We start from the raw sequence: 24,082 nt of genomic DNA on the forward strand, positions 1-24,082 counted from the left end.
TGCTTAGTGTTTCAGCGCATAGAAGATTTTTTCGGCCAGTGCCTGAGAAATTCCCGGGACTTTCGCTATCTCTTCCACCGAGGCATTCGTCAGCGGTTGCAGGCCCCCCATATACTTAAGCAGCATCTGCCGACGTTTAGGACCAATCCCTTCAATGGTCTCCAGCGAGCTGGTGTTCTTCACTTTTGCCCGTTTGTTGCGGTGGCCGGTAATTGCATGATTGTGAGAGTCGTCACGAATATGCTGCAGCACGTGCAGGGCCGGCGAGTCAGGCGGCAGCGAGAACCCCTCCCCTTCCGGTTCGAGGAACAGCGTTTCCAGCCCGGCTTTACGATCGGTGCCTTTGGCGATGCCCAGCAGCAGCGGATGGTGTTTGTCCCACTCCACCTCCAGCCCGGCGAACACCTCTTTCGCCTGCGCCAGCTGCCCTTTACCGCCGTCGATCAGCACCACGTCGGGGATTTTGCCCGGCTCCAGCGCTTTACCGTAGCGGCGGCGCAGCACCTGATTCATTGCCGCGTAGTCATCGCCAGGGGTGATACCGTTAATGTTGTAGCGACGGTATTCGCTGCGCAGCGGGCCGTTGGCGTCAAACACCACGCAGGAGGCGATAGTCTGCTCGCCCATGGTGTGGCTGATATCGAAACACTCCATCCGTTTAATCGGCGGCAGTTTCAGCGTTTGCGCCAGCGCTTCCAGCCGCTGATGAATAGTAGAGTGCTGCGCCAGCCGGGTCACCAGCGCGGTGGCGGCGTTGGTGCGCGCCAGCTTCAGGTAACGCGCGCGGTCGCCGCGCGGTTTGTTCTGAATCGTCACCCGGCGCCCGGCCAGTTCGGTCAGCGAATCGGCCAGCAGATCTTTTTCTGGCAGGGTGAAATCCAGCAGGATATCGCTGGGTAGCGTACGCGCCTGGCTGCCCTGCAGGTAGAACTGCCCAACGAAGGTCTGTACCACTTCCGCCAGTTCGGTGCCGCCAGGCACCCTGGGGAAGTAGCTGCGGCTCCCCAGCACCTTGCCCTGACGAATAAACAGCACGTGCAGGCAGGCCATCCCGGACTCGAACGCCACGCCAATTACGTCAAGATCGTCGCCCTGGTTGGAGACAAACTGCTTCTCGGTGACCCGACGCACCGCCTGGATCTGATCCCGCAGCCGCGCGGCCTCTTCAAAGCGCAGCCCCTGCGCCGCCTGTTCCATGCGGGCAACCAGCTGGTTAAGCACCTGATCGTCTTTACCCGAGAGGAACAGCCGCACGTAGTTGATCTGCTGTGCGTACTCCTCTTCACTGACCAGGCCGGCCACGCAGGGGCCCAGGCAGCGGCCAATCTGATACTGCAGGCAGGGGCGCGTGCGGTTACGGTAAACGCTGTTTTCACACTGGCGCACCGGGAACACCTTCTGCAGCAGCGACAGCGTCTCCCTTACGGCGTAGCCGTTAGGGAACGGGCCGAAGTACTCACCTTTGGCATGTTTAGCGCCGCGATGGCTGGCCAGCCGCGGATGCGCGTCAGCGCTGAGAAAGATATAAGGATAGGATTTATCGTCACGCAGCAGCACGTTGTAGCGTGGCTGGTAGAGCTTGATGTAGTTATGCTCCAGCAGCAGCGCTTCCGTCTCGGTATGGGTGACCGTAACGTCAATCTGACGGATCAGGGCCACCAGCGCTTCGGTTTTACGGCTGGCGAGATTGTCACGGAAATAGCTGGCAAGACGCTTTTTCAGGTCTTTTGCTTTTCCGACGTAGATTACCGTTTCCTCGGCATCATACATCCGGTACACGCCCGGCTGGCTGGTGACGGTTTTCAGGAACGTTTTAGCATCAAACACATCACTCACTACTGATTTACGGCTCCGTACTGTACAGACCATGACGAATGGCCAGGTGGGTCAACTCGACGTCACCGCTGATGTTAAGCTTGCTGAACATGCGGTAGCGATAGCTGTTAACCGTTTTCGGGCTGAGACTGAGCTGTTCGGAAATTTCCGTCACTTTCTGCCCTTTGGTGATCATTAGCATAATCTGCAATTCGCGTTCCGACAAACAGCTGAACGGCGAGGCCGCCTTTTGCGGCTCAATCTGGCTAAGCGCCATCTGCTGCGCAATATCTGAGGCGATGTAACGCTGCCCCGCATTCACTGAACGAATAGCGCTGACCACTTCCTGCGGCGCGGCACCTTTACTCAGGTACCCGGCGGCCCCGGCCTGCATCACTTTTGCCGGCAACGGGTTCTCAGTATGGATGGTCAGCATGATAATTTTGCTGTCCGGCGTGTAGCGGATTATCTTGCGCGTCGCTTCCAGCCCGCCAATGCCGGGCATGTTCATATCCATCAGCACCACGTCAACGTTGTTAGCGCGGCACCACTTGACGGCATCTTCACCGCAGTTGGCTTCACCGACTACCTGGATACCTTTAATATCCTCAAGGATACGACGAATCCCAGCGCGTACCAGTTCATGGTCATCAACGAGAAAAACGCTTATCAAACGGAACTCCCTAAATGGCTGAGGCAGGTAACGATTAGTCACACAGGCAGGCTGATTATGTTACTCCTTTTCCGGCGACGAAAGAACAGAAATAATAGCCACATTAAGGCAAACGTTTATTTAACAGACATGAAAAAAAGTAATAATAATAATTATCCCTTTCCAGAAATCTTTTTTAGCTACCATAAAAAACTCAGTAAAGCGCCGACAAACAGAATCAATAAAAACCATATTAATCAATTAGATGATTATTAGTCCATGAGTTTTTATTATGCGTAACGGCAATAACATGCTCAGCTTTTGCGCAATTTTTGCATTTTTAGTCACACCATTCAGTGGCGACAGGCAGGCAGGTAAACGCCAGATTCTCCACGCCAGGCATCCTGAAGCAGGCCAACGCGTCACGCGATTTTTTTCCTGCAGAGTATGGTATGCTTTTAACACTTTCAGGCAGACGGCCGCGCGGCCAGAAACCTGTTTTTCTTTATGATTTTCAGGAGCGATTATGAGTCAGATTGATTTTTCAACCAGCGATGATGCTAAAACCCTGGCCCACGAAGTCACCTGTCTGAAGCAGTTAGTGACCCTGATGCTGAAATCGATTGGCCAGGCTGATGCGGGTAAGGTGATCATTAATATGGAACGCTACATCGCCCAGCTGGAAGACGCCGAGCAGGCTGAAGTGCTGGGCAATACGGTGAAACAGATTAAAGTCGCCTTCCGCCAGTAACGCTGCCGCAGATACCGTGCTGAATGGCACGGTATCTGCCTTCCCTTACCTGACGAAGATCATCATGGGTTTACTGATTAAAGCCGCCATCGGCGCGCTGGTGGTGGTGCTGATTGGCATTCTGGCCCGTACCCGCCACTACTACATTGCCGGGCTGATCCCGCTGTTTCCGACTTTTGCCCTGATCGCCCACTATATCGTTGCCAGCGAGCGCGGCATTGAGGCACTGCGTGCCACGCTGATTTTCGGCATGTGGGCCGTTCTTCCCTATCTGGCGTACCTGATTTCGCTGTGGTATTTCGTGGCGCTGATGCGCCTTCCCTGGGCGCTGCTCGCCGCCGTTTGCTGCTGGTGCGTGGCAGCCTGGCTGCTGATTACCTTATGGTCGAGGTGGCAGGGATAACCTCACTGCACCTGCTGCCCCCAGTTGGCGGAAACGCCAAGGGTCGGCAGCACCTCTTCCGGCCTGAAGCGTCGGGCGCCGTGGAATTTTTCCGCCAGATGCGGCTGCTCCACCGGAATTTTTACCGCAAAAAGGTTGTCTTCAGACTGAATAATGCCCGGCGGCAGAGGATCGAACTGCACGCGCTGCGCGTCGAACAGATTTTCGAGCAGGGGGGTGGCCGCGCTGAACAGCAGATCGATGCCGGACTGGCTGGCTAACTGTACAGCATGCCAGAGGATAGTTAACGGCAGCTCCGCATCGATCTCCATACGCGCGGAGAAGCGGGACATCTCCCAGACCCGCTGCCCTTCGGCAAGAGGGTGTTCTCCCGGTGCGAGGATGCGGTGACGGTCAGGATCCTGCCACGGCATCAGCCGCGCACAGCCGCAGATGCCGTGCTGGGCTGACCAGGCAATCAGCCACACCACTTCGGAGCGATCGTAGCGATCGAATTCCTGGCCCGGCGTACTGAGGCGGGAGGGAATTGACCAGCCCTGGCCGCTGGCAAAAACGCTGTAGCGGTAACTTCCCAGTTCGGCCAGTAACGATGAGGGCATATCCCTCAGTCTGGTCTGAATAATTTTCATCTCTGCTCCCCTGTCGCTTTCGCTCATGTATTCCGTTTAAACGGTTCGCGCAGGGTTGCTACCCCTGTCGCAGGGTAGACAACCGATTGGTAATACGAAACTACTAAAGTTAGTAGTTGCAACTTCATTTCATATTAATCCGATAGCTGCGGCGTAAGATGCAATTTGCGTTTTGTTCGGTGCATTCAATCGTTTTTGCATGTTTTTCTGATGAAAATTAACCGTATTCAACGAAATACTGAGGATCAGAGATATTTCCATCGACGTTTTCCCCTCAGCCGTCCATTTAAGAATCTCCAGCTCTCTTTTACTCAGCTCCAGTTTTGTCGATGACATGGAAATATCGTTCAGTCGGATTAATGCCGTTAAAAACAGATCCAGCAAATACCTGAGTTTAAGCTCCAGCTCGGTGGTCAGCACGACCTCTCTTTTGCTGCTCGCCGACGAGAATGACAATATACCGATGGCCCTGTTTCTTGCCATCGCGGACGCCGAAACGCCCGCATAAATGCCGTGTTGCCTGGCCGCCTCAAACACGCGTGAATTGCTGTCTGGGAGAGTCTCATCCCATACCCACAGCTCGCCGGGCTGATGACAAATTTTTAACACCGGATCCTGATCATAAAACGCGTGCAACAAATAATAGTCCAGCCACGCCTGCGGATAATTGGTGTAAAGAAACGTTTTGGGCCGGGTAAATGGCACCGGTTGCCGAATATACAGCGCGTAAAAATCGAATTCCATCTCGCGCATTTGCTGCTCTGTTACGCGGGTAATCTGAGCAACGTCAGCGCCCTGACCGAAGGCTGAATACGCTTCGTTTCGCCAACTGAAATAGTTCTCAGCAGTCATCAATGCCTCAATGGAGCCAGGAACATCCTCGCCCGGTTTGCCACCACCGCCGGGGAACCGCCCACACCGCTAATGGCAAGAAAATTAATTTTAAAGATGAATTTTAACGCCGGGCAATCAATTACAGACAGAAGATGATCTTTTTCCTCTGCCTGATTCAGATCGGTAATCAATGAACCCTCAATTAAGGAATGAATAATACCTGAGGTTATCATTACTCCTTGTATCATCCGCGTTCACTCACGTCAGCAATAACAGAACAGAGATACTGATAAATCACCTATAACAAGAATAGGATTTTTCCTACTACTATTCAATAATTTTGACCCGCTTACGTGCAGTTTTAAGTCCAGGTTTGCTACTGCAAATTTATCATAAATGGCATTTTATGCGCCAAACCCCCTTCATCCTCTGATTTAATACAATGATAAGTAAGAACTTTACTTTAAAATGCGAAAAGTTTGGTTTTTTGAAGATTGATAAGCCAGCCTGAATAACGGACTTTAGCGGCAGCGCCCACGCCGCACGCTGGTCCGGCCATTGACTAGCGGCACAGATTAAAACCCCGCATGCCTAAATGAAAGTGATTAGCATGCGCAGCGTTGTACTCCGGCCCGAGCGCATTACCAAACCAGACGCACCCTTCACTGAACACCTGCCTCAGCCAGCGCCCCTCGGGGGTCTCCCGCGGCCATTCGCGCAACACGTCGATGCGCTGGCCGTTTGCCAGCCGGAACCCGCTCAGGTCCCACGCGTCAGCGCTGGCGTGTTCGCTGAGCCGCCCCTGTGCCCGATGGTAAATGTTGCGGCAGGCGTAGCTGCCAAGATGTTCGATCCGCACCAGCGGCGACCCCAGTTCGCTGAGAGCACGCGGCCGCAGCGTCTGGCTGACCAGCATGGTGCTGCTGACCGCCAGCGGGCAGCTGCTGAGAAAACTGCCGCTGAGCCGCACGTCACCGAAACCGGTGATGCGCAGCGGATCGTCCAGTGGACAGTTGCCCGCGGAACGGCCAGGCCGGCTGTAACTGACCAGTCCGGCTTCGCGGGCCCTCGCCATCACGTCCATACAGGCCGCATCGCTGCTTAGCCTTTGCAGTTTATAACGCGTAACCAGCGTCGGAGGATCGCTGACCGACAGCGGAGCGAACGGGTTCCACCACGGCGGCAGCTGCGGCCAGAGTATAGCGGCCCCCCCTGCGAGGGCGGCCAGTAAGGTCAGCGTAACGAGCCAGCGCATCGCTCCTCCGCCGCATCAGAAGACCGGCCAGCGCCGGATTTATGTTCATATACAGGCATCGATTCCAGTTTAGCTCCATTTTTTGCGCTTTCCGGCGCTTTTTTACGTTAAGCTCCAAAGCCGTGGTAACGGACCAGGCTTTCGCAGTCGCCGTCACTATTGCTAAAAAGAATTAGTCAGTAACGACTTAAGTACATTATGTTATGTCACTTATGTCTGGCATCGTCAGATCAAGGAAAAGCCAACAGAGCTTACTCGTTATTACAGGACAGGAACCCGTTATGGTAAACCAACTCAAAGAGGCCGCGCCCTCTGAAGACGCGCCGGTGGAACTCCGGCGTAGTCTGCATAACCGTCATATTCAGCTGATCGCCATCGGCGGTGCTATCGGCACCGGCCTGTTTATGGGATCGGGCAAAACCATCAGCCTTGCCGGTCCGTCGATCGTCTTCGTCTATATGATCATCGGCTTTATGCTGTTTTTCGTCATGCGTGCGATGGGCGAGCTGCTGCTCTCTAACCTCGAATATAAGTCATTCAGCGACTTCGCCGCCGATCTGCTTGGCCCGTGGGCCGGCTACTTTACCGGCTGGACCTACTGGTTCTGCTGGGTGGTGACCGGCATCGCCGACGTGGTGGCGATCAGCTCCTACTTCCAGCTGTGGTTCCCCGGGTTCCAGGTGTGGATGAGCGCCCTGCTGTGTATTGTGGTGTTCGTGTCGCTGAATATCGCCACGGTGAAGCTGTTTGGTGAGATGGAGTTCTGGTTCGCGATTATCAAAATCGTCGCCATCGTCGCGCTGATCGCGACTGGCATTGTGCTGGTGGCCATGCACTACCCTTCACCGGGCGGCGGCCATGCGGCGCTGAGCAATATCTGGGATCACGGCGGTATGTTCCCGAAAGGGCTGAGCGGCTTCTTTGCCGGCTTCCAGATCGCGGTGTTTGCCTTTGTGGGTATCGAACTGGTGGGAACGGCGGCGGCTGAAACTCACAACCCGCGCGTGGTGCTGCCGCGCGCGATAAACGCCATTCCGCTGCGCATCATTATGTTTTACGTGCTGGCGCTGCTGGTGATCATGGCGGTAACGCCGTGGAACCAGGTGGTGGCGGATCGCAGCCCGTTTGTGGAGATGTTTGTGCTGATTGGCCTGCCGGCCGCGGCCAGCATCGTTAATTTTGTGGTGCTGACCTCGGCGGCGTCATCGGCTAACAGCGGTATCTTCTCTACCAGCCGTATGCTGTATGGCCTGTCGCAGCAGGGCGTGGCGCATCGCCGTTTTGGCATGCTGTCCCGCCGTGCGGTTCCCACCGCCGGGCTGTTCTTCTCCTGCTTTTGCCTGCTGGGTGGGGTAGCGCTGATCTACCTGATCCCGAACGTGATGACGGTCTTTACCCTGGTGACCACCGTGTCGGCGATTCTGTTTATGTTCGTCTGGACCATCATCCTCTGCTCGTATCTGGCGTACCGTAAAAAGCATCCGCAGCGTCACGCTGAGTCTGCCTATAAGATGCCGCTGGGTAAGCTGATGTGCTGGGTGTGCATGGCGTTCTTCGCCTTTGTCATCGTGCTGCTGACGCTGGAGGATGATACCCGCCAGGCGCTGATGGTCACGCCGCTGTGGTTCCTGCTGCTGGCCGTTGGCTGGTTTATGCGCAACCGTAAAAAAGCCTGATACCTCAGGGAGGCCGGCATCTGCCGGCCTCTGATTACCGTACCCGAATCCCTTCGATCACCATCCGCTGCACGTTTTCCACCGTCTGCGCAAAAAAGTCCTCATCCGCCAGCGTTTTGCCGGTCACCGCTTCCACCTGGCTGGCAAAGTCGGCGTAGTGCTGGGTGGTTGCCCACAGCATAAAGATCAGATGGTGCGGTTCGACCGCCGCCAGTTTGCCCTGCCCCACCCAGGTTTCAATCACCTGCGCTTTATCTTCCACCAGATGACGTAAATCGCCGGCCAGCTCAGCCTTCAGCAGCGGTGCGCCCTGCAGCATCTCCAGGCAGAACAGCCGGGACGCCTGCGGGTGGTCGCGCGAGACTTCCAGCTTGAGGCGGATATAGTCACGAATCGCTTCCAGCGGCTGCTGGTCGGCTCGCAGCGCGCGCAGCGGTGCCAGCCAGACGTCGAGCAGGTCTTTCAGAACCGCAATGTAGAGCGCTTCTTTCGAGGGAAAGTAGTAAAGAAGATTGGTCTTAGAGACGTCGGCACGCTCTGCAACCTTATCGAGGCTGGTGCCGTGGATGCCAAAACGGGAAAAAAACTCCAGCGCGGCGGCGAGGATCGCCGTGCGTTTGGCGGCTACCGCACGGGAACGGCGCGTGGCCGTTTTTGTCGGAACGTTATCAACAGAATTCACCGTAACTCCTTTTTCCACGGGACTCGCGGAATCATAGCAAATCGCCCGGCGCACTCCTACCCCGCTCGACGGTTCGCTGCAGCCACTCGACGCGGCGCGCTGCCCCACCGGTTCCTCTGCCGGCCGATCCGCTTTTCCTGTTCACCCATGCGCTGCTTACAGGCGAGCCGCGCCTGCTTCCCGGTTCCCGTCCGCACTGCACTTTTAGCGGGCAGCCTGCCTGCTGGTTGTGCAGCCATTTTTGACCAAATGGTCTGTTACAGACCATTCACTCCATTCACCGAAATCAGTAACAGATTAAATGCATGATCTGATTGTACTTTTAAATAGTGGCACGGCCTTTGCAATCTTTCTTACGAGCGCCGCGATCGGGGAGTGCAGGAAGCAACGCAGCGCCGGGATAACATCACACACTTAAACCAGGGGGTTTCGTATGAAAATGGGCGTCTTTATCCCGATCGGCAATAACGGCTGGCTGATCTCCCGTAATGCACCGCAGTACATGCCGACCTTCGAGCTGAACAAGGCGATCGTGCAGCGGGCAGAGCACTACAACTTCGATTTTGCGCTGTCGATGATCAAGCTGCGCGGCTTCGGCGGCGAAACCGAGTTCTGGGACCATAACCTGGAGTCGTTTACGCTGATGGCCGGCCTGGCGGCGGTGACCTCGCGCATTGAGATCTACGCCACCGCCGCTACCCTGACCCTGCCGCCGGCGATCGTCGCCCGCATGGCATCGACCATTGACTCCATCTCCGGCGGCCGCTTCGGCGTCAATCTGGTGACCGGCTGGCAAAAACCGGAATATGACCAGATGGGGCTGTGGCCCGGCGATGAGTACTTCTCGCGCCGCTATGACTACCTGACCGAATATGTCAGCGTGCTGCGCGATCTGTGGGGCACCGGCAAATCGGATTTAAAAGGTGAGTTCTTCACCATGAACGACTGCCGCCTGAGCCCGCAGCCGCAAAAGCCGATGAAGGTGGTATGTGCGGCGCAGAGCGACGCCGGCATGGCCTTCTCCGCCCGCCACGCGGACTACAACTTCTGCTTCGGCAAAGGGGTGAACACGCCGACCGCCTTTGCGCCGACCACTCTGCGGATGAAGCAGGCCGCCGATGCCGCCGGCCGTAACGTCGGCTCCTACGTGCTGTTTATGATTATCAGCGATGAAACCGACGAAGCCGCCCGCGCGAAGTGGGAGCATTACAAAGCCGGTGCCGATGAGCAGGCGCTCTCCTGGCTGACCACCCAGAGCCAGCAGGACCAGCGCTCCGGCAGCGACACCAACGTGCGGCAGATGGCCGACCCGACCTCGGCGGTCAATATCAATATGGGCACGCTGGTCGGATCTTACGCGAGCGTGGCGCGGATGCTGGACGAGGTGGCCACCGTGGAGGGCACCGAAGGCATTTTGCTGACCTTTGACGATTTCCTGCAGGGCATTGAGAACTTTGGTCAGCGCATCCAGCCGCTGATGCGCTGCAGAACAGACGCTATTGATGCCGCACAGGAGGTGGCCTGATGAACCCGAAACAGCCTGTAGTGTGCACCACCGCCAGCCAGCACAATGCCGTGACCCTGCCGGCACGCCCGGAGCCGATCCGGTTCCCGCCGGAGCAGACCGCGCTGATCGTGGTGGATATGCAGAACGCCTACGCCAGCGCTGGCGGTTATCTCGACCTGGCCGGTTTTGACGTTTCGGCCACCCGGCCGGTGATCGAGCAGATTAAGGTGGCGGTCGCCGCCGCCCGCGCCGCCGGCCTGCAGATTATCTGGCTGCAGAACGGCTGGGATGAACAGTATGTCGAAGCGGGCGGCCCCGGCTCCCCCAACTGGCATAAGTCCAACGCGCTGAAAACCATGCGCCGCCAGCCGGAGCTGCAGGGCACGCTGCTGGCCAAAGGCGGCTGGGACTATCAGCTGGTCGATCAGCTGACGCCGGGCCCCGGCGACATTGTGCTGCCGAAACCGCGCTACAGCGGCTTCTTTAACACCGCGCTCGACAGCATGCTGCGCAGCCGCGGCATCCGTCACCTGGTGCTGACCGGGATTGCCACCAACGTCTGCGTCGAGTCGACGCTGCGCGACGGCTTCTTCCTCGAGTACTTCGGCATCGTGCTGGAGGATGCCACCCATCAGGCGGGGCCGGCGTTTGCCCAGCAGGCCGCGCTGTTTAATATCGAAACCTTTTTCGGCTGGGTGTCTGACGTCAGCAGCTTCTGCAGCGCGCTGCAGGCAGAACCCATCCCGGCGGCGCAGGCCACCGCCCTTTAACCGGAGCACGCTCATGCCTAAAACGATTATCACCCCGCCGGGCACCGGCGTGCCGATTGCACCGTTCGTCCCCGGTACGCTGGCAGACGGCGTGGTCTATGTATCAGGAACGCTGCCGTTCGATAAGGACAACAACGTGGTGCACGTCGGCGATGCGGCGGCGCAGACCCGCCACGTGCTGGAGACGATTAAAAGCGTGATCGAAACCGCCGGCGGCACGCTGGAGGACGTCACCTTTAACTCGATTTTCCTCACCGACTGGCAGCACTATGCGGCGATCAACGCGGTGTATGCCGACTACTTTCCGGGGGAGAAGCCGGCCCGCTACTGCATTCAGTGTGGCCTGGTGAAGCCCGACGCGCTGGTGGAAATCGCCAGCGTGGCGCACATCGGTCGTTAAGGAGGCTGCGCATGCACATAACGCTTTCCGGCCGTGACGACGCGGCCGCCACTACGCTGGTGTTGTCCGCCGGGCTGGGCGGGCTGGGCAGTTTCTGGCTGCCGCAGCTGGACGCGCTGCGCGCGCGCTATCGCGTGGTGAGCTACGACCAGCGCGGCACCGGGCGCAGCGCCGATAGCCTGCCGGCCGGCTACAGCATGCAGCAGATGGCCGATGAGCTGATCGCGGCGCTGGATGCGCAGGGTATCGATAAATTTGTGCTGGTCGGCCACGCGCTCGGCGGCCTGATCGGTCTGCAGCTGGCGCTGGATCATCCGCAGCGCCTGCTCGGGCTGGTGGTGGTCAACGGCTGGCTGCAGCTGGACGCCCACACCCGCCGCTGCTTCCGCGTGCGCCAGGATCTGCTGCTGAACAGCGGCGTCGAGGCCTTCGTCCGCGCCCAGCCGCTGTTCCTTTACCCGGCGGACTGGCTTTCCCGGCATCAGGCGCGCATTGAAGCCGAGGACAGCCTGCATATCGCCCATTTTCAGGGCACGGATAACCTGCTGAAACGCCTGCAGGCGCTGATGGCCTGCGATTTCAGCGCCAGCGCCGCGCAGATCGCCCTGCCGGTGCTGCTGCTCTGCTCACGCGACGATCTGCTGGTGCCCTGGACCTGCTCTGAACGGCTGCAGGCGGCCCTGCCAGACGCTACCCTGCAGCTGATGGACTGGGGCGGCCACGCGATGAGCGTGACCGACAGCCCGACGTTTAACCGCTTGTTGCTGAACTGGCTGGAGACCACGCCGTTCTCCATGCCCCACCGTCACCCCACTCCCGTTACCGGGTAAGGAACCGCAATGTCCCTGGCCACACTGAATCCCTCCCCTTCCGCCGCCGTGGAACGGCAGCAGTTTCGTAACGCGATGGCGCAGCTGGCGGCAGCGGTCAACATCATTACCACCGATGGCCCGGCCGGCCGCGCCGGCTTTACCGCCTCGGCGGTGTGCAGCGTCACCGATACGCCGCCGACGCTGCTGGTGTGCCTGAACCGCTCGTCGTCGGTGTGGGAGACCTTTACCCGCAACGGCCGCCTCTGCGTCAATACCCTGGCCGACGGTCATCAGCCGCTGTCGAACCTGTTCGGCGGCAAAACGCCGATGGCGGAACGCTTTAACGCCGCCAGCTGGACGACGCTGGCCACCGGGTCGCCGGTGCTCAGCGGCGCGGTGGCATCGTTTGACTGCACGCTGATCCGCACCATCAGCGTCGGCACCCACGACATTCTGATCTGCGAAGCGCAGGCGCTGATCTGCAACGACCAGGCCCACGGCCTGATCTACTACGACCGTAATTATCACCCGTTGCAGCGCAGCGCCAGTTTACCGTAACGCCGCGGGCAGGGTTTCCCTGCCGCGGGCTACCCGGCGGCGGTGCCGTCACTTAACGCAGTTCCCTCACTCTGGAGAAGACGATGGCGAGTTCCTGGTTTCCTCAATGGTCCAAAACGCGGGCAGGCTCTGCGGAGATTGTTGCCCCCGATGAAGCGTTACCTGCCGGACAGACGTTGGTAATGGGCCTGCAGCATGCGGTGGCGATGTTTGGTGCCACGGTGCTGATGCCGTTGCTGATGGGGCTGGATGCCAACCTTGCCATCCTGATGTCCGGCGTGGGCACGCTGCTGTTCTTTGTGATTACCGGCGGCCGGGTACCGAGTTACCTTGGCTCCAGCGCCGCATTTGTCGGGGTGGTGATTGCCGTCACCGGTTACAGTGGCCAGGGGATGAATGCCAACCTTGGCGTGGCGCTGGGCGGCATTATCGCCTGCGGTGCCCTCTATACGCTGATCGGCGTGATAGTGATGAAGTCCGGCACCCGCTGGATTGAGTCGCTGATGCCGCCGGTGGTCACCGGCGCGGTGGTGATGGCGATCGGTCTGAACCTGGCGCCGATCGCCGTGCGCAGCGTGTCGGCCAGCGCCTTTGACAGCTGGATGGCGGTGATGACGGTGCTGTGCATCGGTGCCGTGGCCGTCTTCACCCGCGGTATGGTGCAACGCCTGCTGATCCTGGTCGGGTTAATCGTCGCCTGGGGGCTTTATGCGCTGCTGACCAACGGCTTTGGCCTCGGTAAGCCGGTGGACTTCAGCCTGCTGAGCGCCGCGCCCTGGCTTGGCCTGCCGCAGTTTACCGCGCCCTCCTTCAGCAGCCATGCGATGTTCAGCATCGCGCCGGTGGCGATCATTCTGGTGGCGGAAAACCTCGGCCATCTGAAGGCGGTAGCCGGTATGACCGGCCGCAGCCTCGATCCGTATATCGGCCGGGCCTTTGTCGGTGACGGGCTGGCAACCATGCTGTCAGGCGGCGTCGGCGGCAGCGGGGTCACCACCTATGCAGAGAATATCGGCGTAATGGCGGTGACCCGGGTGTACTCAACGCTGGTGTTTGTTGCCGCCGCGCTGATTGCGCTGCTGCTGGGCTTTTCGCCGAAGTTTGGCGCGCTGATCCATACCATTCCCGGCCCGGTGATCGGCGGTGCGTCAATCGTGGTGTTTGGCCTGATCGCCGTGGCCGGCGCGCGCATCTGGATCCAGAATCAGGTCGATCTCAGCCAGAACGGCAACCTGATTATGGTGGCGGTGACGCTGGTGCTGGGCGCGGGGGATTTTGCCCTGAATATCGGCGGCTTCACCTTCGGCGGCATCGGCACCGCCACCTTCGGTGCCATTCTGCTGAACGCTCTGCTCAGCCGTAAAGGCGCGGCAGCGCGTGCTGACAGCGTCATCCGCCAGCAGAGTTAAGCGTTATCACACTTCAGCGGCGCGGGCTCCTGCGCCGCTTTTTTTCGTTTCAGCTTCAGCTCGCTGACCAGCACCCCCAGCACGATCAGCGCCCCCCCCAGCAGAGCGATGGCGGGCAGGCGTTCGCCGGCGATCCGCCCGACGATGCCGGCCCACACCGGTTCCCCGGTGTAAATCACCGTAGCGCGGGTCGGTGAGACGCTGCGCTGCGCCCAGTTCATCGTGACCTGAATAATGGCGCTGGCCACTCCCAGCCCGACGGCGCTCCACATCAGGTACGGGCTAAAGGGCGGTACCGACTCCTGGTTGGGCAGCATCAGCAGAAAACCAAACAGCGAGGCGGTCGCCAGCTGGACCACCGTTACCCGACGCACGTCAACCCGCCCTGCGCTGGCGCTGATCAGGATGATCTCGGCGGCAATCGCCAGCGCGCTGAGCAACGTGACGATCTCTCCCACATTAAAGGCGACCGATCCGACGCTCGGGCCGGCCAGCAGCAGCAGGCCGATGAAAGCCAGCAGTACGCCGATCCACGACATCAGGCCCGGCATCCGCCCAAGGAAGATCCACTGCAGCAGCGGCACCAGCGGCACGTACATGGCGGTAATAAACGCCGACTGGCTGCTGGTGATGGTCTGCATGCCGTAGGTTTGCAGGCCGTAGCCGAGGCTGATGCTCAGGCCGATCAGGGTACCGGCTTTGACCTCCTGCCAGGTCATGCCGCGCATGCTGCGCCAGAAGATCGCCCCCAGCAGCAGCGACGCCGCGGCAAAACGCACGCCGATAAAGAAAAACGGGCCGCTGAACTTCATCGCATGGTGGACGGTGAGAAAGGTGCCGCCCCAGATGATAGTGATCAGCACCAGGATCAGCTCCTGACGGCTGAGAGAGAGTTTGTAACGCGAGAAAAAACCAGCCATAGCCCACCCGGAAAAAAATTTGCGCCAGTGTGCGCACTTCGTGCGGGCGGGTCAAGCACATCGCCACAGGCGCCGGCATGGCGGGTTGCGGGAGCACACCGTATTTTCACGCCGACAGGCACGCCGGCGGCGATCTTCTATACTGAGGAGTCAGGCGCACCGGACGGTGCGCCGCCTGTGGCGAGAGTCCGATCCTTCATCATTCAATCAGGAGAACGGAATGACAACGCATCAAGCAAAAGCCCACCATGTGGCACAGTGGGCCGATCTGCGGCTGACCTCCCATGAGATCGCCGAAGCGATTTTTGAAGTGGCCAACTACGACGAGCGGCTGGCCGAAACCATCTGGGCGCAGCAGGGCAGCGACGACGTGCTGATACGCGCCTTTGAAAAGACCGACCAGGATATTCTCACCTGGGATAACAAACAGGTCGAACGCCGCAACGTGTAGCCTGCCGGGGCAGGCGTCTCTGCCCCGGACTGCCTTACCGGCCGTGAGAGTCCTCCGAAACACGGCCTGTCCCCTTTTTTGCCTACTACGCTTATTCCGTGCAGCAACACAATGGCCCACTCAGGCTGAAAACTGACTCAAGGAGAGCGCAATGTCCTATCAGAGCATTAACCCCGCAACCAATTCGCTGATTAAGTCCTGGCCCGACCACAGCGATCGGCAGATCGAGCAGGCGCTGGCCACGGCCGATGCCCTCTACCATTCAGACTGGTCCAAAGGGTCTATTCAGCCACGCCTGCAGGTTCTGCATAAGCTGGCCGACCTGATTGACGCGCGCGTCGATGAGCTGGCCAAAACCGCCAGCATCGAGATGGGCAAGCTGCTGCGGCAGAGCCGCGGCGAAGTGCAACTTTGTGCGCAGATCGCCCGTTATTACGCCGACAACGCGGAGCGTTTTCTGGCACCTGTCCCCTATCCCACCGACCTCGGTGAAGCCTGGGTCGAACACCATCCGATCGGCGTTCTGGTGGCGGTAGAGCCGTGGAACTTCCCGTTCTACCAGCTGATGCGCGTGCTGGCACCGAACCTGGCGGCCGGTAATCCTGTGCTGGCCAAGCACGCCGCCAACGTGCCGCACTGCGCGGTGCTGTTTGAGCAGCTGGTCAGGGAAGCGGGCGCGCCGGAGGGGGCCTGGACCAACCTGTTCGCCAGCAATGAACAGATAGCCGACCTGATCGCCGACGACCGCGTGCAGGGAGCGGCGCTGACCGGCTCCGAACGCGCCGGCAGCGCTGTTGCCCAGCAGGCCGGTAAACACCTGAAGAAAACCACCCTGGAGCTGGGCGGTAACGACGTGTTTGTGGTGCTGGATGACTGTGACCTTGATAAAGCGGTAAAAAACGGCGCGGGCGCCCGCCTGAGCAACTGCGGCCAGGTGTGTACCGCCGCAAAACGTTTCCTGGTGCATGAAAAGGTCGCCGATGCCTTTCTGCAGAAGCTGACCGAGGCGTTTAAAGCGGTCAAAATTGGCGACCCGCTGGACGAAACCACCACCCTTGGCCCGCTGTCGTCGGCGGACGCGCGCGATAGCCTGCAGGAACAGGTCAGCCGGGCGCTGGAGAACGGCGCGCAGTTGCTGATCGGCGGCGGTCCGGTAGCCGGCCCCGGCTGCTTCTACCAGCCGACCATTCTGACCGGCATCACCCGCGATAACCCGGCGTATTTCGAGGAGTTCTTTGGCCCGGTGGCGCAGGTGTATATCGTCAAAGACGATGACGAGGTGGTGAAGCTGGCTAACGACTCCCACTACGGCCTTGGCGGCGCGGTGTTCAGCCAGAACATTGCCCGCGCACGCGCGCTGGCCTCACGGATTGAGACCGGAATGGTCTATATCAACTCGGCCAGCGACACCGCCGCCGAGCTACCGTTTGGCGGCGTAAAACGCTCTGGCTTTGGTCGCGAACTGTCCGATCTCGGCATCAAAGAGTTTGTGAATCAGAAGCTGGTGGTCGTGGCATCGTAAACCGTTCGTATAAAAAAAGGCCGACATCACGTCGGCCTTTCTGTACGGCGGTTGTAGCGAATGGAACTTAGCCGGCCGCAGGCTGGGCCGGCTTCGCCTCTGCCTGAGGCTGAGCCTCTTTGGCCGCAGGCTGGTCAGCCGCTTTATCCACGGCTTTGTCGTTAGCCGCCTTTTCTGTTGCGGCTTTATCCGCCGCGGCCTTATCTTTCTCTTTCGCGACCTGCGCAGCCTTGTCTGAAGACGCTTTGGCCTGCGCAGCCTTCTCTGCCGTTGCTTTATCCGCTGCGGCTTTAGCCTGAGCTGCTTTCTCAGTCGCTGCTTTATCCGCTGCCGCTTTGTCCGCCGCTGCCTTATCGGCTGCGGCTTTATCGGCTGCGGCTTTGTCACCAGCCGCTTTTTCTGCCGCTGCTTTTTCAGCGGTCGCTTTCTCTGCCGCATCCGCATTCGCGGCCGGGGCTTTCGCCGCATCAGCCGCTGCAGCTGCCGGAGCCGCTACCTGCAGTGGCGTGCCCTCCAGCGTATCGGTCAGCACTTTGGTGAAGGTGTCCCACGAGCAGAAGCCGTTGGCATCGGTCGGGCAACCGGCCATCTGCAGCGTCACGCGCTTCGGCGGGGTCTCTAGCGACAGCGGTTGTGCATCACGCAGCTGTTCGCTGCTCTGGTAAACGTACTCCACCTTGACCAGGTCCCGGTCGTTTTTCTTGTCGTGCCAGCGCTGGAACTGCACCATACCACCGATCGGCGTGCGTTCATTCTGCCCGTTCAGTTCATAGGGCTTAAAGTCCATCGCCGACAGCAGCGAAGCAATGTTGGAGTCGTGGCCAACCATCAGCGTCACCGCCGGGGTATCGTTTTTATCCTGCTCTACCAGCAGGCTGCGAATGTAGTCAACCAGCGGTGCGGCAACGTTGCGGGCCACCTGTGGCGAGGTAAACAGGGCATCCTGATAGCCATTTTTGATCGCCGACAGCTCCTGCCACTGCTCCGGGGTTTTGATCTGCCCCCAGGCCACCTGCTCCAGCGGCAGGCCTTCGTAATACTGCAGGGTAAAGGCATCCACCAGCGAATTGCCTACCTTCAGCGGACCGGCAACGTTCGGCTCCTTGCCCTTGTCAGCACTGAAGCTGTTCTGCCCGTCACGGCTCAGATCGCACTGCTTTTTGCCGTCGCAGGCCGCAGAATTTTTGTAATCAATGATTTTTTCCAGCCGCTGGAACGCCGGTTTCAGCGCCAGCTTCTCACCGGCGGCGTTCATCGCCGACAGCGCCTGCTGGTGGAAGGCATCGCTGCCGTCTGTGATCTCCGGACTGAAGATCGGATCCATCACGCCCATCTCATCCTGATGGGAAACGCTGATATCACAGCCGGGGAAAGCACCGGTAATAAAGAACTGTGCGGTGGCCACGGTACGCTGCAGGCTGTTGGCATAGGCGTAAATAGCGCCTGGATTCGGGCATTCGCCGTCCTTCACCAGCCCCTGCTGCGCCAGCCATTCACGGGTGTAGCGCCCCATGTAGACCTCCAGTACGCCACCTTTGGTGGTCAGCTGACCTCCCTGCACATCCCACTTTGGCCAGGACTTTTTGGTCGCCTGCGCCAGCACGCTGCCGTTATCCGCCAGCGGAGCACGCAGGTTGTGACGGCTGAGCATCAGTACCTGTTCCAGCTGATAGTCGCTATCGGCCGCCCACGCGGCGGAGCCGGAAAGTGCAGAGCAAACGGCGACTGCACACAGAGTTAACTTATTGATCATAAGTGGGTTCCAATACTCGCTTGAAGTGTAATGAGGGTAATATAGCAGATTCTGACCCCGGCGGTTTAGAGGCTTCACTGCGTTGAAACGAAACAAGATGTTTACACAATGCTCTGCCCCTCTCTGCACTGAAGAAAATAACAGGAAGCAGGGGAAAACAGAAGGCATTAAACGGGCGTCAGGGCGGTGTTACCCACCCTGGTCAACAGTTAGCGGTGATTGAGGCTGGCAAAGGTCTCGCCGGCGGCAACCAGACGCAGCAACAGCGCAGAGGGCTGCCAGAATGCTGGCTCATCGCGGGCATAGTCAGCGATATCAGCGAGGACCTGTCTTAACCCAATCCCGTCCGCCCGGTACATCGGCCCACCGCGATAGCGCGGAAAACCGTAGCCGTTCAGCAGTACCACATCAATATCCAGCGGCCTGCCCGCGATGCCCTCCTCAAGAATACGGGCACCCTCATTGATCATCGCGGCCAGATAACGCTGGACGATTTCGTCATCGCCGAAGGCGCGTGGCCGAACACCGGCACGCCGACGCTCGGCCGCAACGATCTCCAGCACCTCCGGATCGGCGGTACCTCGGGGTTCGCCGGTATCGTAGCGATACCAGCCGCGCCCGCTTTTCTGACCAAACCAGCCCCGTTCGCACAGCCGGTCGGCCACCTGCACATAGCGCTCCTGCGGGCTGCGGCTGCCCGCACGGCGCTGGCGGGTCGCCCAGCCGATATCGCCACCGGCCAGGTCGCTGGTCTGGAACGGACCCATCGCAAAACCAAAGTGCCTTAACGCAGCATCGATCTGATAGGGCGAGGCGCCCTCCTCCAGCATCGCCTCTGCGGCACGCCGGCACACCGAGAGTATCCGGTTGCCGATAAAGCCGTCGCAGATGCCGGTGCGCACCGGAATTTTCCCCAGGCGACGCGCCAGCCCGAAGGCGGCGGACACCACGTCGCAGGGCGTCTCCGGCGGGATTACCACCTCCAGCAGGCGCATCACCGGAGCGGGCGAAAAAAAGTGCAGGCCGATCACCTGCCGCGGCCTGCCGGTAACGCGGGCGATCTCCCGAATGTCCAGATAAGAGGTGTTGCTGGCCAGCATGGCGGTGGGTTTACAGTGGTGGTCAAGTTCGCGGAACACCGCCTGCTTAGCAGCCAAATCCTCCCATACCGCTTCCACCACCCAGTCGGCGCTGGCGAGGTCCGCATAGCGGGTAGTTCCGGCGTAGCGTGCCAGCCGGGCGTTCACCGCCGCAGCGGTGAACCGCTGCTTCGACACCTGGCGATGATAGTGTTCCTCAATTCGTTGCCGTGCGGCCGCCAGCCGCGGCTCATCCTGTTCGCACAGCACCACTTCCAGCCCGGCGTCCAGCAGCACAATGGCAATGCCGCTGCCCATGGTGCCACCGCCAACTACCGCCACCTGACGGCAGGCGACCGGCGGCATCGGTGCGGCCCTGGCCAGCTTCGCGGTGCTGCGTTCGGCGTTAAAGGCGTAGAGCAGCGCCGCATGCTCGGGGCTGTGCTGACAGCGCATAAACTGTGCGGCCTCCATTCGCAGCCCCTCGTCAAACGACGATTCACAGGCGGCGGCCACGCACTCAACAATCAGCCCCGGTGAGAACTGTCCGCGATACGCGCTGCTCAGGCTGCCCCGCGCCGCGACCAGCGCCGCATGCCAGGCCGCTACGTTCTTCAGCGCCGCCGTCTGGTGGCGGGTCGGGCGCGGGCCTGAACCGCTGGCCAACAGTTCCCGTGCCAGCGCCAGGCCATCGCGGCGTGCCTCGGTTCCCAACCGGTCCGCCAGCCCCTGCGCTACCGCCTGGGTGGCACTCAGCGGACGGCCGCTGAGGATCAGCGCCAGAGCCGCCTGCGCCCCCATCAGCCGCGGGGCGCGCTGGGTACCGCCCGCTCCCGGCAACAGCCCCAGCCGCACCTCAGGCAGGCCGAGGCGGCAGCCGTCCACCGCCAGCCGGTAGTGGGCGGCCAGCGCAATTTCCAGTCCGCCGCCCAGGGTGTTGCCGGCCATGGCGGCGATCACCGGCTTACCGCAGGACTCCAGCAGATTGCACAGGTCGCGCAGCGCCGGCGGCTGGCGCGGCTGGGCAAACTCGCGGATGTCCGCCCCGGCGGAGAAATGCCCCTCCGCCCCCAGCAACAGCAGCGCCCGCAGGCTGGCGTCGGCTTCCAGCCGCTCCACGGCGGCCCACAGCGCGGCACGCACCGCATGGCTGAGGGCATTGACCGGCGGGTTATCGAGAAGGGCGATCAGGATCTCGCCATCGCGTTCAAGGTGCACAACAGGCCGTTCGACGTTATCCATGATGACTTTCCTTTTTTTTCCGTTCCAGAGCGGCAACCGGCGGGGCCAGCCGGTAGCTGGCCGGGGTGCGGCTGAGTTTGATCGGCGAGGCCACGCCGCGATAGCCGTCACCAATGGTGACCAGCATCTGACGATGGGCGGTATGCGGGTGGTTCAACGCCGCCGGTACGTCCAGCTGTGGCGCGGCAGGCACCCCACTCTGCAACAGCCGATCGGCCACGGCAGCCCCCTGCCGATCGGCCAGCAGCTCCACCAGCAGCTGGCGCAGCGGGATGCGGTTGATGGAACGCAGCGCCGGCTCCGCAAAACGCGGGTCGTCACGCAGCGCCGGTGCATCAAGGCAGTCGCACAGCAGGGCAAACTGCCGGTTATTGCCAACGCCGATAAAGACCGGCACGGTGGCCGTCGGGAACACGTCATAGGGATAGAGGCTGACGTGGGCGTTGCCGGTGCGCTGCGGCGGCTGCCGGCTGGCAAACCAGTTGGATGAATAAGGGTGCAGCAGCGAGATGCCGGTGTCGAACAGGCTGCACTCGACGAACTGACCCAGCCCGCTCTGCGTTCGCTCGTACAGCGCCAGCAGAATACCGCTGACCGCGTTCATCCCGGTGCACTGATCGACCAGCGGGATGCCGACCCTTAACGGTTCACCCTGTGCCTCCCCGTTGACGCTCATAATGCCGCACAGCGCCTGGATCGCCGCGTCGTAGCCCACCCTTCCCCCCAGCGGACCATCGGCACCGAAGCCGCTGATGCGGCAGTGGATCAGCCGTGGAAATCGCTGCGACAGCAGGTCAAAACCGAGGCCCCACTTCTCAAGGGTGCCGGTTTTGAAATTTTCAATCAGTACATCGGCATCGGCCAGCAGTTCATACAGCGCTTCAACGCCCGCAGGCGTGGATAAATCCAGCGTTGTGCCGCGTTTGTTGCGGTTGAGGCCAAGATAGTAGGCGGCCACGCCGTCCTGGAACGGTGGCCCCCAGAAGCGGGTTTCGTCGCCCTTCGGCGGCTCAACCTTGAGCACATCGGCACCGTGGTCGCCCAGTACCTGGCCGCAGTACGGGCCGCCCAGCACCCGTGACAGATCGATAACCCGGACGCCGGCTAAGGCTCCGGTGACGGAGAGCGTCATCAGCGGGCCTCCCCGGGCAGTGCCCACGCCGACGCCAGCAGCCGCGCTTCGTCTTCCGCGCTCAGGCCATCGTCTGCCGCCAGCGGGTCGGCGGGCAACAGCTTGTGCTGCAGCACCAGCCCGGCCAGCAGCAGACGGTCTGGCAGCTGCGCCTGCTGGCTCTCCCAGGCCATAATCGTCGCGCTGATCAGGTGGTACAGGGCGCTTGCGGCTCGTCGCACCTGCCCGCCAGCGTTATCGGCCACGGCAGCCTGCACCAGAGCAAACACCCGCTGCTGCGCGTGGAGGAACTGCTGCTGCAGCGAACGGGGCAACTGAGACTCATCCAGCAACCGGCCCAGCCAGGGCTGCAGCGCATCCAGCGAGTGCTCGCGCAGCACGGCACGGCGCACGTCCAGCGCCACGATATTGCTGGTACCTTCCCAGATTGAACCAAGATGCGCGTCTCTGACCAGCCGCGGATCCCCCCACTCTTCGATATAACCGCAACCACCGCGGATCTCCATCGCGTCGCCGGTCACCCTGCGCGCGTCACGGCAGGCGCGGAACTTGATCAGCGGGGTGAGTAGCCGCAGCAGCGCATAGGCCTGCTTATCGCCGCCGTCCGCCTGCTGCAGCACGCAGGCCGTCTGAAACACCATGCTGCGCGCCTGCTCCGCGGGCAGCAGCAGCTTCAGCAGCTGGCGGCGCATTAGCGGCATCTCAATCAGCGTTTTGCCAAACGCCCGACGGTGACGGGCAATAAAAAACGCTTCGCTGACCGCCCGGCGCATCAGCCCGGCGGAACGCACGCCGTTAGAGAGCCGCGAGTTGTTGACCATATCAGCCATCTGTACAAAACCCCGTCCGGCTTCCCCCACCAGCCAGGCGCTGGCCCCCTCAAGACGAATCTCACCGCTGGCCATCGAGCGGGTGCCCAGCTTGTCTTTCAGCCGCAGAATGCGGTAGGCGTTAAGCGAGCCGTCCGGCAGCGTGCGCGGCAGCAGAAACAGCGAGACGCCTTTCATCCCGTCCACGGCACCGTCAATGCGCGCCAGTACCATCGCCAGCCCGGCATCAGGGTTAGAGCAGAACCATTTGTCGCCGTACAGCAGATAGTTTTCCCCCTGCGCCACCGCCCGGGTGGTGGTGACGGCGATATCGGACCCGCCGCCCTGCTCGGTCATAAACATCGCCCCCTGCAACAGGCTGGCAGGGTCCCGCGAGGTCAGGCGCGGCAGATAGCGGTCAACCAACTGGGGTGAGCCGAATTTTTTCAGGGTGCGGGCCAGCGAGTCGGTCATTGAGACCGGGCACATCAGGCCGAACTCCGCCTGCACAAACAGATAGGTAAACAGGTATTTTACCAGCGGCGGCAGCTGTCCCTGCCAGCCGAGCTGGTCCGGGCAGTGAGAGATCGCCGCCAGCGCAAACTCGCTGAACGCGCAGTGCTCCATCTCGCAATACGCCGGGTGTTTAATCACCTGCTGAACGTCGTCGCCGGTACGGGTGCGCTGCTGCAACTGCGGTGGATTTTTATCGGCGCGATCGGCCAGCTCACTCAGCCGCCCCCCCGCCAGCGCCCCAAGCTTCTGCAGCAGGGGTCGCAGATGATCGGCCAGCCCGGCGGGCAGATAGGCGTTAATCAGCGCGTCCAGCGTGGGATCGGTTTGCCACAGGCTGGTGCCGAAAGCGTCCGGAATAGCGTTGTGTTGATCGTTCAAGGGCATCATGGCCTTCTCCTGTCATTGCGTCAGCCCCTACCTTTTGCCGTTTACGCAGGATTGTCTAATACCGTCTGACTATCGGCTGATAGGCTGGAAAAATCGTGGTGCATCAACGGACACTGAG

Annotated in this window: 23 protein-coding genes; 11 read left to right on the top strand and 12 right to left on the bottom strand. The window is 60.5% G+C overall.

Annotated elements, in window-relative coordinates; translation table 11 throughout:
* Positions 1–3: 3 nt before the first annotated feature.
* On the bottom strand, positions 4–1,836 hold the full coding sequence (uvrC, locus tag GKQ23_RS15960; protein WP_212408839.1) for an excinuclease ABC subunit UvrC: 1,833 nt from the start codon (positions 1,834–1,836) through the stop codon (positions 4–6).
* 7 nt (positions 1,837–1,843) lie between these two features.
* Complete coding sequence (gene uvrY / locus GKQ23_RS15965; RefSeq protein WP_056236772.1) at positions 1,844–2,488, bottom strand: UvrY/SirA/GacA family response regulator transcription factor; 645 nt, start codon at positions 2,486–2,488, stop codon at positions 1,844–1,846.
* 505 nt (positions 2,489–2,993) lie between these two features.
* On the opposite strand from uvrY, the gene GKQ23_RS15970 reads away from it, so the two are divergent.
* A complete protein-coding gene (locus tag GKQ23_RS15970) occupies positions 2,994–3,218 on the top strand; it encodes a DUF2594 family protein (protein WP_056236774.1) in 225 nt (74 codons plus the stop codon).
* A gap of 64 nt (positions 3,219–3,282) precedes the next feature.
* On the top strand, positions 3,283–3,621 hold the full coding sequence (locus GKQ23_RS15975; RefSeq protein WP_212408840.1) for a GlpM family protein: 339 nt from the start codon (positions 3,283–3,285) through the stop codon (positions 3,619–3,621).
* Positions 3,622–3,623: 2 nt separating this feature from the next.
* Here the strand turns inward: GKQ23_RS15975 and GKQ23_RS15980 are convergent, their stop codons facing one another.
* The 4 genes from GKQ23_RS15980 to GKQ23_RS15995 all read right to left on the bottom strand — a co-directional run bounded on the left by GKQ23_RS15980 (position 3,624) and on the right by GKQ23_RS15995 (position 6,339).
* Positions 3,624–4,250 (bottom strand): acyl-homoserine-lactone synthase, encoded by a 627-nt coding sequence (locus tag GKQ23_RS15980; protein ID WP_056236778.1) that lies wholly within the window; start codon positions 4,248–4,250, stop codon positions 3,624–3,626.
* 129 nt (positions 4,251–4,379) lie between these two features.
* A complete protein-coding gene (gene sdiA / locus GKQ23_RS15985) occupies positions 4,380–5,102 on the bottom strand; it encodes a transcriptional regulator SdiA (protein WP_212408841.1) in 723 nt (240 codons plus the stop codon).
* Positions 5,102–5,332, bottom strand: a complete 231-nt coding sequence (locus GKQ23_RS15990) for a hypothetical protein (protein ID WP_199177633.1) — start codon at positions 5,330–5,332, stop codon at positions 5,102–5,104. Before GKQ23_RS15990 ends, sdiA begins: the two co-directional genes overlap by 1 nt.
* A gap of 314 nt (positions 5,333–5,646) precedes the next feature.
* A complete protein-coding gene (locus GKQ23_RS15995) occupies positions 5,647–6,339 on the bottom strand; it encodes an extensin family protein (RefSeq protein ID WP_056236783.1) in 693 nt (230 codons plus the stop codon).
* A gap of 281 nt (positions 6,340–6,620) precedes the next feature.
* Here GKQ23_RS15995 and cycA point away from each other — a divergent pair, with 281 nt between their 5' ends.
* Positions 6,621–8,015 carry a D-serine/D-alanine/glycine transporter gene (cycA, locus tag GKQ23_RS16000; protein ID WP_056236785.1) on the top strand — a complete coding sequence of 465 codons (1,395 nt, stop codon included), beginning with the start codon at positions 6,621–6,623 and terminating at the stop codon, positions 8,013–8,015.
* A 34-nt stretch (positions 8,016–8,049) separates the two neighbouring features.
* On the opposite strand, the gene rutR is transcribed toward cycA, so the two are convergent.
* Positions 8,050–8,697, bottom strand: coding sequence for an HTH-type transcriptional regulator RutR (gene rutR, locus GKQ23_RS16005; protein WP_056236787.1), 648 nt, complete (start codon positions 8,695–8,697; stop codon positions 8,050–8,052).
* A gap of 433 nt (positions 8,698–9,130) precedes the next feature.
* On the opposite strand from rutR, the gene rutA reads away from it, so the two are divergent.
* The 6 genes from rutA (at position 9,131) to rutG (ending at position 14,153) form a co-directional block, all read left to right on the top strand.
* Entirely contained in the window at positions 9,131–10,222 is a 1,092-nt protein-coding gene (gene rutA / locus GKQ23_RS16010; RefSeq protein WP_056236789.1) for a pyrimidine utilization protein A, read from the top strand.
* The gene (gene rutB, locus GKQ23_RS16015; protein WP_056236790.1) at positions 10,222–10,974 is read left to right on the top strand and encodes a pyrimidine utilization protein B; all 753 of its coding nucleotides are present in this window, start codon (positions 10,222–10,224) and stop codon (positions 10,972–10,974) included. The genes rutA and rutB overlap by 1 nt, the downstream gene beginning before the upstream one ends.
* 13 nt (positions 10,975–10,987) lie before the next feature.
* Entirely contained in the window at positions 10,988–11,374 is a 387-nt protein-coding gene (rutC, locus tag GKQ23_RS16020) for a pyrimidine utilization protein C (protein WP_056236792.1), read from the top strand.
* An 11-nt stretch (positions 11,375–11,385) separates the two neighbouring features.
* The gene (gene rutD / locus GKQ23_RS16025) at positions 11,386–12,204 is read left to right on the top strand and encodes a pyrimidine utilization protein D (protein WP_212408842.1); all 819 of its coding nucleotides are present in this window, start codon (positions 11,386–11,388) and stop codon (positions 12,202–12,204) included.
* Between the two features lie 9 nt (positions 12,205–12,213).
* Positions 12,214–12,744 (top strand): NADH-dependent FMN reductase RutF, encoded by a 531-nt coding sequence (rutF, locus tag GKQ23_RS16030; RefSeq protein ID WP_056236796.1) that lies wholly within the window; start codon positions 12,214–12,216, stop codon positions 12,742–12,744.
* A gap of 83 nt (positions 12,745–12,827) precedes the next feature.
* On the top strand, positions 12,828–14,153 hold the full coding sequence (gene rutG, locus GKQ23_RS16035) for a pyrimidine utilization transport protein G (RefSeq protein ID WP_212408843.1): 1,326 nt from the start codon (positions 12,828–12,830) through the stop codon (positions 14,151–14,153).
* Here the strand turns inward: rutG and GKQ23_RS16040 are convergent.
* Complete coding sequence (locus GKQ23_RS16040) at positions 14,150–15,073, bottom strand: DMT family transporter (RefSeq protein ID WP_212408844.1); 924 nt, start codon at positions 15,071–15,073, stop codon at positions 14,150–14,152. The genes rutG and GKQ23_RS16040 overlap by 4 nt on opposite strands.
* A 220-nt stretch (positions 15,074–15,293) precedes the next feature.
* Between GKQ23_RS16040 and GKQ23_RS16045 the strand changes: the two genes are divergently transcribed.
* Both GKQ23_RS16045 and GKQ23_RS16050 read left to right on the top strand, forming a co-directional pair.
* Complete coding sequence (locus GKQ23_RS16045) at positions 15,294–15,524, top strand: YccJ family protein (RefSeq protein ID WP_056236801.1); 231 nt, start codon at positions 15,294–15,296, stop codon at positions 15,522–15,524.
* Between the two features lie 151 nt (positions 15,525–15,675).
* Positions 15,676–17,046, top strand: coding sequence for an NAD-dependent succinate-semialdehyde dehydrogenase (locus GKQ23_RS16050; RefSeq protein ID WP_212408845.1), 1,371 nt, complete (start codon positions 15,676–15,678; stop codon positions 17,044–17,046).
* Positions 17,047–17,113: 67 nt separating this feature from the next.
* Here the strand turns inward: GKQ23_RS16050 and agp are convergent, their stop codons facing one another.
* The 4 genes from agp to GKQ23_RS16070 form a co-directional block, all read right to left on the bottom strand.
* Positions 17,114–18,799, bottom strand: a complete 1,686-nt coding sequence (agp, locus tag GKQ23_RS16055; protein ID WP_212408846.1) for a bifunctional glucose-1-phosphatase/inositol phosphatase — start codon at positions 18,797–18,799, stop codon at positions 17,114–17,116.
* A 209-nt stretch (positions 18,800–19,008) separates the two neighbouring features.
* Positions 19,009–21,120: a 3-hydroxyacyl-CoA dehydrogenase NAD-binding domain-containing protein gene (locus tag GKQ23_RS16060; protein ID WP_212408847.1), complete on the bottom strand. Its 2,112-nt coding sequence runs from the start codon at positions 21,118–21,120 to the stop codon at positions 19,009–19,011.
* Positions 21,113–22,252, bottom strand: a complete 1,140-nt coding sequence (locus GKQ23_RS16065) for a CaiB/BaiF CoA-transferase family protein (RefSeq protein WP_212408848.1) — start codon at positions 22,250–22,252, stop codon at positions 21,113–21,115. The genes GKQ23_RS16060 and GKQ23_RS16065 overlap by 8 nt, the downstream gene beginning before the upstream one ends.
* Positions 22,252–23,964, bottom strand: coding sequence for an acyl-CoA dehydrogenase family protein (locus tag GKQ23_RS16070; RefSeq protein WP_212408849.1), 1,713 nt, complete (start codon positions 23,962–23,964; stop codon positions 22,252–22,254). Before GKQ23_RS16070 ends, GKQ23_RS16065 begins: the two co-directional genes overlap by 1 nt.
* Positions 23,965–24,082 lie beyond the last annotated feature (118 nt).

The sequence above is a fragment of the Erwinia sp. E602 genome (genome assembly GCF_018141005.1).
In the GTDB taxonomy this organism is placed as follows: Bacteria; Pseudomonadota; Gammaproteobacteria; order Enterobacterales; family Enterobacteriaceae; genus Erwinia.